The sequence below is a fragment of the Pseudomonas sp. NFACC32-1 genome, from assembly GCF_900101215.1.
In the GTDB taxonomy this organism is placed as follows: Bacteria; Pseudomonadota; Gammaproteobacteria; order Pseudomonadales; family Pseudomonadaceae; genus Aquipseudomonas.
Map to the genome: position 1 here is coordinate 1 of NZ_FMUL01000031.1, position 12,935 is coordinate 12,935.

Here is a 12,935-nt window from a genome sequence, read left to right on the forward strand (position 1 = left end):
GGTGGCGGTGAAGTAGGCCAGCAGGCGTTGCTGGGCGTCGGCCAGCACCACCGCTTCGGTCACGGGTGGCAAGGCCTTGAGCTGCGCCTCGATCTCCCCCAGCTCGATCCGGAAACCGCGGATCTTGACCTGGAAGTCGTTGCGCCCCAGGAACAGCAACACGCCGTCGGCGCGCCAGCGCGCCAGGTCGCCGGTGCGGTACAACCGCGCCCCCGGCGTCGGGTCGAAGGGATGGGGCACGAAGCGCTGTTCGCTCAACTGCGGCTGGTTCAGGTAACCCAGGGCCAGGCCATCGCCGCCGATGTACAGCTCGCCGGCGACGCCGATGGGCACGGGGCGACGTTGGTCGTCGAGCACGTAGACCTGGGTATTGCCGATCGGCTTGCCGATGGGAATGTCACCGGCCAGGGCGTCTTCCAGGGTGACGCGATGGGTGGTGGCGAAGGTGGTGCTTTCGGTGGGACCGTAGCCGTTGAGCAGATGCCGGGGCGGCGAGTGGCGCAACACCTGGGCGATGCGCCGGGGATCGAGCACATCGCCGCCCACCATCAGGTAGCGCAGGGCCGCGAAGGCCGGGGCCAGAGGTTCGGCGAACTGATGGAACAGCCCGGCGGTGAGCCAGAGGACGCTGACTTCATGGCGCAGCAGATGTTCATTGAACCGGGCCGCATCCAGCAGGGTGTCGCGGGGACAGACCACCAGGCAGCCGCCGTTGAGCAATGCGCCCCAGATTTCCAGGGTGCTGGCGTCGAAGGCCGGGTTGGCGGCCAGGGCGATGCGATCCTGGGCGTTGAAATCGGCGAAACCGTTGTTGCGCACCAGGCGGGTGATGGCGCGGTGGGGCACCTGCACCCCCTTGGGCACGCCGGTCGAGCCGGAGGTGTACATGACGCAGGCCGTCGCGTCGGCGGGCCGCGGTACATCCGCGGCGGGCGCCGCGACGCTGTCCAGGGTGTCTTCCCAGGTCGCCAAGGCAAGGGATTGGACGGCTGGGTCCGCGGGGATCGAGTGCGGTTCGTCCACCAGCAACCAGGCGCTGCCGCAATCGTGCAGCAGATTGCGGCGCCGCTCCGAGGGCGTGGCCGTGTCGATGGGCACATAGGCCGCGCCGTTTTTCAGGATCGCCAGGATCGCCACGATCAACCGTGGGCCACGGGCAAGGCACAGGGCAACCCGGGCGCCCGGCACCACGCCGTGCTCGGCCAGCCAACCGGCCAGTCGGCCGGCGCGCTCATCGAGCTGGCGATAGCTCAGGGACTGCTCGCCGGTCTGGATCGCCGTCGCCTCGGGCCGCCGCTTGACCTGCGCCTCGAACAGGCGAGGCAGCGACTCATCGCGAGGGTAGTCACGGGCGGTGGCATTGAAGGTGTGCAGCACGTGTTCGCGCTCGGCCGGGCCGAGAATGGACACGGCCTCGAGCGGTTGTCGGTCATTGGCGACCAATGCTTGCAGGGTGGTGTGCAAGGCCTGCCAGTGACGTTGCACGGTGTCGACCTCGAACAGGGCGGTGGCGTAGATGAACCGACCGGCAATCCGGCCGTCACGCTCGTGCAGGTCCAGGGTCAGGTCGAACTTGGCGCTGTCTTCGTGGGTGGATAACGGCGTCAGCTCCAGCGAGTCCAGCTCCAGGCTGGGCTGCGGGGCGTTCTGCCAGGCGAACATGACCTGGAAGATCGGACTGTGGGCCAATGAGCGCGAGGGGTTCAATGCCTCGACCAATTGCTCGAAGGCAACTTCCTGATGGGCCTGCGCATCCAGGGCGGTACGCCGCACCTGGGCCAGCAGTTGGCTGAACGCATCGACCTCACCGAGCCGCACCCGCAACGCCTGGGTGTTGACGAAAAAGCCGACCAGCGGCTCGACCTCCGCCCGGGTCCGGTTCGCCAGGACCGAACCGATGACCAGGTCGTCCTGCCCCGACAGGCGCGCCAGCACCACCGACCACGCGGCCAGGAGCGTCATGAACAGGGTGCAGCCATGTCGTTCGGCCACGTGCTTGAGCGACTGGACCAGGTGGGCGTCGATGCCCACCTCCAGGCTGGCACCGGTGAAATCCTGGTGCGCCGGGCGAGGGCGGTCCAGGGCGAGGTTCAACAGCGGCGGTGCGTCTTCGAGCTGGGTGCGCCAGTAGGCCAGTTGTTCGGCGATCCGTTGCGCCTGGCGCGCAGAGCGCTGCCACAGGGCATAGTCGGCGTACTGGATGGCCAGTGGCGGCAGGCGGTCGGCCTGGCCGTGGACAAAGGCCCGGTACAGTTCAGTCAGTTCCCGGGTGATGACCGATAACGACCAGGCATCGCCGACGATGTGGTGCAGCGTGACCAGCAAGACGTGCTCCTGCTCCTCCAGGCGCAACAGGCGCGCACGGATCAGCGGACCGCGCGCCAGGTCGAACGGTGCCTGGGCCTCGGCGGTGCAGTGGGCCTGGAAGACCGCCGGGGGCTGGCCGCGCAGGTCGTCGACGGGCATGGCGAAGGCCTGCGGCGGGTCGATGATCTGGAACGGTTGCGCGCCCTCGGAAACGAACCGGGTGCGCAAGGCTTCATGCCGCTCGACGATTCGCGACAGGGCGGCCTGCAACGCCGCTGGGTCAAGCGCTCCCCGCAGGCGCAGTCCGCCGGCCATGTGGTAGGCCGCGCTGGCCTGGGCATCGAGGTGGGCGATGAACCACAGGCGCTGCTGGGCGAAGGACAACGGTAGCCGCGCCGGGCGCATCGCCGCCGGAACAGGCGCCGCCCCGGACAACCCGGACGCTCCCAGGGATTCGATGGCACGGGCCTGCCGCGCCAGGGTCGGGTGATCGAACACGCAGGCCAGGGGCAGTTCGATGCGCAGTTGCTGGCGCAGTTGGGAAATCAGTTGCACCGCCAGCAGCGAATGGCCGCCGGATTGGAAGAAATGGTCCTCACGGCCTACCCGTGGGCGTCCCAGCAGGCGACTCCAGATCGACGCCAGTTGAGTCTCCAGCGGCCCTTGGGGCGCTTCGAAATGATCGCTTTCCGTCTGCTCCGGCGCCGGCAGCGCGCCGCGGTCCAGCTTGCCGTTGGGGGTCAGGGGCAGGGTCGGCAAGGCCACGTAGGCCCCAGGCTGCATGTACTCAGGCAGACAGGCGTGCAGGGCCTCGCGTAACTGGGCCTCGGATACCGGGCTGTCCGCCTGCCCCACCCAGTACGCCACCAGGCGCGGATCGCCGCTGGCGTCTTCGCGGGCGATCACGACGGCATGCAACACACCGGGCACCCGGGCCAGGGCGGCTTCGATTTCTCCCAGCTCGATGCGGTAGCCACGCACCTTGATCTGGAAATCGTTGCGCCCCAGGTAGAGAAGCTGACCGTCGGCAGTCCAGCGACCCAGGTCGCCGGTGCGGTACATCCGGGCCCCCGCCTGGAGCGCGAACGGGTCGTCGACGAAGCGCTCCTGGGTCAGCTCGGGTCGGTTCAGGTAGCCCCGGGCAACGCCGGCACCCCCGATATAGAGTTCGCCCACCACGCCCTGGGGCACCAACTGGCGGTGCGCATCGAGAATGTAGACCTGGGTATTGTCCAGCGGTCGTCCGATACCGGGGACGAAACCCTGCTCACGACTCATCGACACCCACGTCGAGTAGGTGGTGGTCTCCGAAGGGCCGTACAGGTTGCACAGGCGTTGCACTGCGCTGTGGGCGAACACCTGCTCCACCAGGCTTTGCTTGAGGGGCTCGCCGGCCAGGTTGACCACCTGTGTTGACCCTGGGATCGCCTGGGCATTGACCAGCGCATCAAGGGCCGAAGGCACGCTGTTGATCAGCGTGACCGGCACGGGGCGGTCGAGCAAGGCCAAGGCGTTGGTGGCCACGTGCAAGGTGGCGCCGGCGGCCAGGGGCACGAAATATTCGAACACCGCCAGGTCGAAATTGATCGAGGTGGCGAAGAGGCTGTCCCGCAGGCTGGCGGTATCGAACGCATGCAGCGCCCAGTGCAGCAGGTTGCAAGCGTTGCGGTGCTCGATCATCACGCCCTTGGGCGTGCCGGTGGATCCCGAGGTATAGATGACATAGGCCAGGTGAGCGCTGGTCAGGCCAAGGCTGGCGGGATCCGGGTCATGGACGGGTTGTTCGGCCAGGCGCGCCTTGACAGGGGCCGCGTCCAGGCAAAGCACTTCGCAACCGGCGGGCGCCGGGACGCTCGATTGCAGCGGGCCGAGTGTCAGCAGCGCACGAGGCGTGCTGTCGGCGAGCATGTGCAGCAGGCGTTCCCGCGGGTAGGCCGGGTCCAGCGGCACATAGGCGGCACCGGCCTTGAGAATGCCGAGCAGGGCGATCAGCAGGTGGGGGCCACGCTCCAGGCAGATCGCCACGCGGCTGTCCGGCTCGACACCGGCCTGCAGCAGCAAGTGCGCCAGCCGATTGGCCTGGGTATTGAGCGCCTCATAGGTCAGGGGGCTGGCACCGTTGGCGGCGTCGAAACGGGCGGCGATGGCCTGGGGTTGCCGCTGGGCCTGCCGCTCCACGGCCAGGTGCAGCAGAGCCGGGCCGTTATGCGGGCGGGTGGTGGCGTTGAACGTGCGCAGGACCCGCTCCTGTTCGGCGGCGGGCAATACCGAAAGCTGGCAAGCCAGGGTCAGGGGACGCTGTTCCAGGGCGTCGAGCAGGTTCTCCAACGCGGTGCGCAGCCAGCCCAGTACCGGTTCGGCGCCCACCTGGTGATCGATTTGCAGGCTCAGCGAAAAGCCTTCCCCCAGGTCGTCCACCGACAGGTTGAAGGGGTAGTTGGTGCGCTCCTCACCGCCCAGCACCTGCATGCCATCGACCTGGGGTGCATGCCCGGGGGCCGCACTGTGGCGATAGTTGAGCAACGCCGAGAACAGCGCGGTGCCGCTGGGCAAGGCGCTGCAACGCTGGGCCAGGCCCAGGGGGGCGTGCTCGTGGGCGATCAGCCGGCTGAGCAGCGTGTGGGTGTCGCGCAATGCCTGTTCCACGGAGACGGCCAGGCGTACCCGCAGGGGCAGGGTATTGATGAACAGGCCCATGGCACTGGTCGCTTCGCCGGCACCCAGCAGGCGACCGAACATCACGGTGCCGAAGACCACGTCGTCGCGGCCGCTGGTCTTGCCCAGGACCAATGCCCAGGCAAGATGGAACAGGCTGGCGCTGCTGACCCCCAGGACACGCGCACGCTCACGGATCCGCCGGCTCAGGTCGAGGGTGAGTGCGGTCTCCAGGGTCTGTACCTGGTTGCCATCGCCGCGTACGTCCAAAAGGCCGCAGGGCGCGGTGGGTTCGTCGATGTCCCCCAGCAGCTCGGTGAAGAATGCCTCGTGCTGCGCTTCGCCCAGGCCCTGGCGTGCGCGCAACACGAAATCCCGGAACGGCTGCGGCGGCTGCAGATCCGCCAGACGGCCTTGCTGGATCGCGGCGACTTCTCCCACCAGGCGTTCCAGCGAGGTATGGTCCATTACCGCGTGGTGATGCAGCAATTGCAGCAGCCAGCGTCCGGTTCCCGGATCCTCGGCGGCCACGGCGCGCATCAGGGGCGCCTGGCGCAGGTCCAGGCGCTGATGACGCGGGTCGGCATGGGCACGCAGAGCGGCCTCGACGTCGACCTGGCTCGGATGGAGGACTTCCAGCGCCAGGGGCGCCTGGCGCCAGACTACCTGCACCGGCTCGTCAAGGCCTTCCCAGGCCAGTGCCGTGCGCAGGATGTCGTGGCGGGCGATGGCCTGGTTGAGGGCATCCATGAAACGTCGCAGGCAGGGCTCATCGTCGAAGGCCAGCAGCACATGCAGCAGATAGGTATCGCCGTGCTGCTGGAGCAGGTGATGAAAGAGGATGCCCGCCTGCAACGGCACCAGAGGATAGATGTCCTGGATATTGGCGCAGCCGCCCGGCACGCTGGCGACGATACTGGCGATCTGTGCTTCGTCCAACTGGCAGAGATCGAGCATCGCCGGGGTGATGTCGTCGGTGCCTGGCGGCAGGCCGCTACTGCTGCCGGCCTGGGCGGCGGGGTTGCGCAGGGCTTCGATCAGGGCCGGTTTATGGCTGCGCAACAAGGCGATCAGTGCCTGGTCGGCCAATACCTGGTCATCGGCCACTACCGATAATTGATCGCCGCGCAAGGACAGGGTTACGCCACATTGTTTGAGCAGGGCCAGCAATTGTTCCGTGGTCACAGGAGCAGTTCCTTCAAAGGGGTGGTGGCCATGGCCAGACCGGCGAGGGTCGGGGTGGTGAAGAGTTGGCTGATGTCGACCCGCAGGTTGCGCTGTCGCATGCGCTCCACCAGAGTCATGGCGATCAGCGAATGGCCGCCCAGGGCGAAGAAATTGTCGTGCCGGCTGACCCGTTCGACATTCAGCAACTCGCACCAGAGCGCCGCCAGGGTGATCTCCAGTTCGCCTTGCGGGGCTTCGTAGAGGGTCTGCACGTAAGCCTGGGCGTCGGGTTCCGGCAGGGCGTTGCGGTCGAGCTTGCCGTTGGCGGTCAGCGGCAGGCTGTCCAGGCGCACGTACAGGCCGGGCAGCATGTAGTCGGGCAGGCGTTCGGCCAGGGCGGCCCGGGCCTGGCTCGGCGTCGGTGGCGCCGTGCCCTGCAGGTAGGCGACCAGCCGTGTCACGCCGTGGCGGTCGTTGCGCCCCACCACCACGGCTTGCTGCACACCGGGCAAGGCCAGCAACTGGCTTTCGATTTCACCCAGCTCGATGCGGTGGCCGTGGATCTTGACCTGGAAATCCGTGCGCCCCAGGTAGCTGAGGCTGCCATCCTCTTCCCAGCGCCCGAGGTCGCCGGTGCGGTAGAGCCGCCCACCGGCCTGGGCAGTGAACGGATCGCTGAGGAATCGTTCGTCGGTCAGGGCCGCGCGCTGCCAATAACCACGGGCGACCCCATGGCCACCGATGTGTATTTCCCCGGCCACTCCCACCGGCACGCGCCGGCCATGTCGATCGAGGACATGCACCTGGGTGTTGGGCAGCGGTTGGCCGAGGCTCGGCGTCGAATGGCTGTCGAGCCAGGCACTGGTGGTGTCGACGGTGCACTCGGTGGGCCCATAGACGTTGAGCACCCGAACCTCGGCTTCAGCGGCCAGTTGCGTCCAGAGTTCGCTGGGCACCGCCTCGCCGCCGAGCAGGATGCGCCGTGGCAACGGTTGTCGTGTCTGCGCCGCCTGCCGATGCTTGAGCAAGACCTGCAACTGGGTCGGGGTGCAATCGAACAGCGTGACCTGGCGGCTGTGCAGGTAGTCCAGCAGGGCGCTGGCATCCAGGCGCACCCGTTTGGGAATCAGCACCAGGCAGTGGCCGCTGAGCCATTGGCAAAGCTGTTGCACCGAGGCATCGAAGGCGACCGAGGCATTGAGCGAGCAACGGGTGCCCGGCGGCAGGTCGTCCAGGCGTTGACGCAGCCCGGCCCAGAGGTTGAGCACCGAGTGGTGCTCAACCATCACACCCTTGGGCTGTCCGGTGGAGCCAGAGGTGTAGATCAGGTAGGCCAGGTCCGTGGGCTGCTGGCCCAGGGCGATAGCGTCCGGGTCGTCCGCGCTGGCCTGGGTCCAGGCCAGGGATTCGGGCGCGTCAAGGCTGAGCAGTGGTCCACCCGTAAAGGTCGGTAAACGAGGACGCACCCGTTCCTGGGTGAGCAGGGCCGCCGGTGCGCTGTCGTTGAGCATGTAGGCCAGCCGGGGCGCCGGGTAGTCAGGATCCAGCGGCACATAGGCGCAACCGGCTTTCCACACCGCCAGCAGGGCAATCGCCAACTGCACCTCGCGCTCCAGGCACACGGCGACGAGCTGGCCGCTCTGCACACCCAGGTTGCGTAAGTGATGAGCCAACCGGTTGGCCTGTTCGTTGAGCTGGCGGAAGCTCAATGCCTGGTGTTCGTCGATGACGGCCAAGGCATCGGGGGTGCGCGCAGCCTGTTCGGCGAAGCGCTGCTGCAAGGTCGCGCCGGACGACGGCAGGGCCACTGGCCGGTTGAAGCGATCCAGCCGCGCTTTTTCGTCGTCGGGCAGCACGCGCAACTGCTGGACGGGGGTGTCGTCGGCCTGTTCCAGTGCCTCGACAAGGGCGTCCAGGGTTTGCAGCATGAACCCGACCAGGCGCGCGGGCGCGTACGCCGGGTGGGTCTGGGCGGTCAGTTGAAAGCCTTCGCCCAGGTCGTCCACCGCGAGGTTGAAGGGATAGTGAGTGCGTTCTTCGCTGTGCAACAGGCTCATGCCCGGCATGGCCTGGCGGACGTTCGCCTGGTCGGCATGGCTGTAGCGGTAGTTGAACATCGCACTGAACAGCGCGGTGCCGGCGGGTACCGCGCTGCAGCGCTGGGCCAGTGCGAGTGGGGTCTGCTCGTGGCTGAGCAACCCGTTCAAGGCCTGCTGCACGCCTTCGAGCACGATGCCCACATCGCCATCCAGGCGCACCCGCAAAGGCAGGGTGTTGATGAACAGTCCCAGGGCCCGGTCGGCATGGGCTCCGGCTTGCAGGCGGCCGAACAGCACGGTGCCGAACACCACGTCATCGCGCCCGCTCAGACGGCTCAACACCAGCGCCCAGGCCAGGTGGCAGACGCTGGCGGCACTCACGCCATGGGCACTGGCTTGCTGACGCAGGCGGCGCGCCAGCCCAGGCTCCATCGGCTGTTGGTGTTCCAGGGCGCGCCAGCGGGGATCGGCCTGCACATCGATGGCGAGCGGCAGGGTGGGTTCGTCCAGGTCGCCCAACTGCTCGCTGAAGAACGCCTGTGCCGCACTGACAACCTGCGGTCGACGCGCATGGGCCACCAGCCCGCGAGCGCTGACGGGGCGCGACAGCTGCGCCTGCCGGCCGCCTTCGATCAGTGCGATTTCCTCGATCATCAGTTCCAGGGAAGTGTGATCGACCACCACATGGTGATGCACAAGCAACAGCAGCCAGCGGTCGTGGACGGCGTCGAACGCTACCCGTGCTTCGATCAATGGCGCCTGGCGCAGGTCGAGGCGGTAATGGCGAGGGTCGGCACTGGCGTGCAGTTGCGCGGCGACGTCGCCCTCGAATGCCAGGCGCACTGGCTTGAAGGCCACCTGGCGCAGCACCACTTGCAGCGGCTCCTGCAAATCCTCCCAGAGCACCAGGGTGCGCAAGGCATCATGCCGGGCGATGACCTGTTCCAGCGCAGCGCAGAAACGTTGCAGGCACGCTTCGTCGGTGAACGCCAGCAGGCTGCGCAACAGGTAGTTGTCCCCGGCACTCTGGGCCCGATGGTGGTAAAGCATGCCTTCCTGCAGAGGGCCCAGCGGATAGATATCCTGGATGTTGCCGGCACCGCCGGGAACCTGTGCCGCGATCCTGTCGATCTGCGCCTGGGCCAGTTCGACGAGGTCGAGCATCGGCGGGGTGATCCGCGAGCAGGGGGTAGGGATGCAACTGACGCTTTCCACGGACGCGGCCTCGGTACCCAGGGTGTCCAGGCGTTGCGCCAGGGCCGCGAGGGTCGATCGCTCGAAGACACTGCGGATATCCAGGTTCCAGCCGTTGCGGCGCAGTTGTTCGAGCAGTTGCACGGCCAGCAGGGAGTGTCCGCCCAGGCTGAAAAAGTCATCCTCGCGACCGATGTCCGGCTGGCCGAGCACCTGGGCCCAGATCGCCGCAAGCCGACGTTCGGTGTCGCTGCGCGGAGGGGACTTGTCCCGGTCGGCGGGCAGCGTCACGGGCAGGGGCAGTGCCTGCCGGTCGAGCTTGCCGTTGGGCGTCAGGGGCAACTGGGGTAGCGCGATGCAGGCGCTGGGCAACATGTAGTCCGGCAAGCGGTTTTCCAGGTAGGCCCGCACCTGCGCCAGGTCCGGCACCGGCGCGGCGGGATCCTGGGCGACCAGGTAGGCCACCAGCCGCGGATCCCCGCCAGGCCCGGGTTGGGCCAGGACCACCGCTTCGCGCAGGCCCGGCATGCCCAGCAGTTGCGCTTCGATCTCTCCCAGTTCGATGCGAAAGCCCCGCACCTTGACCTGGAAGTCGTTACGGCCCAGGTACTCCAGGTGTCCGTCGGCACGCCAGCGGCCCAGATCGCCGGTGCGGTACATGCGCGCTTCGGGATCGCTGACGAAAGGGTCCGGCAAGAACCGCTCGGCGGTGAGTTCGGCCCGGTTCAGGTAGCCACGGGCCACGCCGGCCCCGCCGATATGGATTTCCCCGGCCACACCCAGAGGCACTGGTTGGCGATGCCGATCGAGCAGGTAGATGCGCGTGTTGTCCAGGGGTTGACCGATACCGGGCAGGTAGCCCTGCTCACGGCTCATCGACAGCCAGGTGGAGTAGGTGGTGGTTTCCGTCGGGCCATAGAGATTGCAGACCCGGTCCGTGGTGCCCTGGGCAAACAGTTGCTCCACCAGCCGTGCCTTGAGGGGCTCGCCGGCCAGGTTGACGACTCGGGTGGTCGGCGCGATGGCGCCGATCCTCACCAGTTCCTCCACGGCCGAGGGCACGCTGTTGATCAGCGATACCGTACGGGGGCGCTCCACCAGGGCCAAGGCATTGTCCACCAGATGCAAGGTGGCGCCGGCGGCCAGGGGCACGAAGCACTCGAACACCGCCAGGTCGAAATTGATCGAGGTGGCGAACAGGCTGTGGTGCAACTCATCGACGTCGAAACTGCGCAGGGCCCAGTGCAGCAGGTTGCAGGCGTTGCGGTGCTCGATCATCACGCCCTTGGGTATACCGGTGGAGCCTGACGTATAGATCACATAGGCCAGGTGCGCGGCGTTCAGGTCCGCGGCATCGGGATTGTCGATGGGCTGGGCGTCCAGCCGAGCCTGTAGCTGCGGTGTGTCCAGGTCCCATCGCTCGATTGCGGTGGTGGCCGGTAGGCGCGTGCGCAATGCGTCACTGCTGAGCACCAGGCGCGGGGCGCTGTCTTCCAGCATGTGCCGCAGGCGTGCCGGCGGATAGGTCGGGTCCAGGGGGACGTAGGCAGCGCCGGCCTTCAGGGTGGCCAGTAACGCCACCAGCATGTGCGGACCACGCTCCAGGCAGATCGCCACCCGGTCGTCGGGTCGCAACCCGGTCGCCAGCAGGGCGTGGGCCAACCGGTTGGCCTGGCGATTGAGCTGGCCATAGGTGAGCGTGGTCGTGCCGGCTGACGCGGTTTCGATATGGGCGGCCACGGCATCGGGCCACAAGGCGGCCTGGCGCTCGAACGGCTGGTGCAGCAGGGTGTCGCGCGGATGTGCGTGTCGAGTCTGGTTGAACCCTTCCAGCAACTGTTGCCGTTGCGCCACGGGCAGGCTGTCCAGGGTGCAGGCACCGGTGGTCGGCGCTGTCTCCAGGGTCTGCGCCACCACGTGAAGGGCCTGGACCATATGGGCCAGGACGGTTTCGGCGCAGACCGAGCGATGGATCTGTGCGCTCAGGGCAAATTCATCACCCAGGTCGTCCACCGACAGGCAGAACGGGTAGTTGCTGCGCTCCTCGCTGCCCATTACCTGAATGCCGGGCAGGTCGAATTCCGGGCGCGTCGAGCGTTGGCCCTGACTGTGACGAAAGTTCAGCAGTGCCGAGAACAGCGGCGCATGGGCGGGCAAGGCACTGCAGCGTTGGGCCAGGGCCAGGGGCGCGTGTTCATGGGCCAGTAGTTCCACCAGCCGCCCATGGACTTGGCGCAATGCCGTCTGCAATGGTAGGTCGAGGTCGATACGCAGCGGCAAGGTGTTGATGAACATGCCCAAGGCGCGGCCGACGTGCTGTTCGGCGTTGAAGCGTCCGAACAGCACCGTGCCGAATACGACGTCGTCGCGGCCGCTGGTCTTGCCCACCAGCATTGCCCAGGCCAGGTGAAACAGGCTGGCGACGCCCACTGCCTGGGCCTTGGCCAGATGCCGCAGGCGCACGGATAGTGCCGGGTCGAGCTGGCACTGGGCCTCGCGATTGTCGCGTCCCGAACCCTGGATATCGTTCAGCCCATAGGGCAGGGTCGGCTCGTGGAGATCACCGAGCAAGCGTTGGAAATAGGCCTCTGCATCCGCCTGGCGTCGGGGCTGGCGCGCCTGGGCCACGAATTGGCGAAACGCGATGGCGGGGGGCAGCGGATGCCGGGGATCGAGCATCAGCGCCCGGACTTCGGCGAACAGCAGGCCCAGGGTGGCGTGGTCGATGGACAGGTGATGGTGAACCAGTTGCAGGTGCCAGCGCTGGTCGGCGGCGTCGAAGCGTACGAAGGCTTGCGCCAGGGGCGCACGGCGAATGTCCAGGTGCTCCTCAGCAAAGGCTCGGCCCTCGTCCAGCAGGACCACGGGCAAGCGGGCGACGCGCCAGACCACTTGCACCGGTGTATCCAGGCCTTCCCAGAGCACGGCGCTGCGCAACACGTCATGACGAGCGATGACTTGGTCGAAGGCGTCGATGAACCGTTGCAGGCGTGCCTGGCTGTCGAAGGCCAGGGTCGCGCGCAGCAGGTAGGCATCGTCCCTGGGCTGCAACAGGTGGTGGAACAGCAGGCCTTCCTGCAGCGGTGCCAGGGGATAGATGTCTTGTACGTTGGCCAGACCGCCTTCCACCGTGGTGACGATGTGGTCGATCTGCGCCTGGGTCAGGTCGAGTGAGAGCGTCGCCGCAGGTTCCGGGTCCTGGACTGAGTGTTCCAGCGTCGCCGCCAGGTTGAGAAGGTTGGTCGCGTTGAACAGGGTCCCGACGTCGAGGCTCCAGCCTTCGGCGCGCAGTTGCTCCACCATCTGCACGGCCAGCAGGGAGTGACCGCCCAGGGCAAAGAAATTGTCCTGGCGACCGACACGCGGTACGCCCAGGATCTGGGCCCAGAGTTCGGCCAGGCGGGTTTCCACCGGCCCCTGCGGCGCGTCGTAGCGGTGCAGGGCGAAGTGAGCTTCGCCTGGCTCGGGCAAGGCGCGGCGGTCCAGCTTGCCGTTGGCGGTGAGGCTGAAGGCGTCCACCTGGACGAACGCGGCGGGCAGCATGTAGTCCGGGAGCACCGCGGCCAACCGGGC

2 protein-coding genes are annotated in these 12,935 nt (G+C 67.4%); both read right to left on the reverse strand.

The genetic code is table 11. From position 1 onward, the window contains the following. A partial coding sequence (locus BLP99_RS25900) for a non-ribosomal peptide synthetase (RefSeq protein WP_143007988.1) occupies positions 1-6,147 on the reverse strand: 6,147 nt, incomplete at its 3' end. Beyond that, entirely contained in the window at positions 6,144-12,920 is a 6,777-nt protein-coding gene (locus BLP99_RS25905; RefSeq protein WP_256327899.1) for a non-ribosomal peptide synthetase, read from the reverse strand. The genes BLP99_RS25905 and BLP99_RS25900, both read right to left, overlap by 4 nt. Between the last annotated feature and the right edge of the window lie 15 nt (positions 12,921-12,935).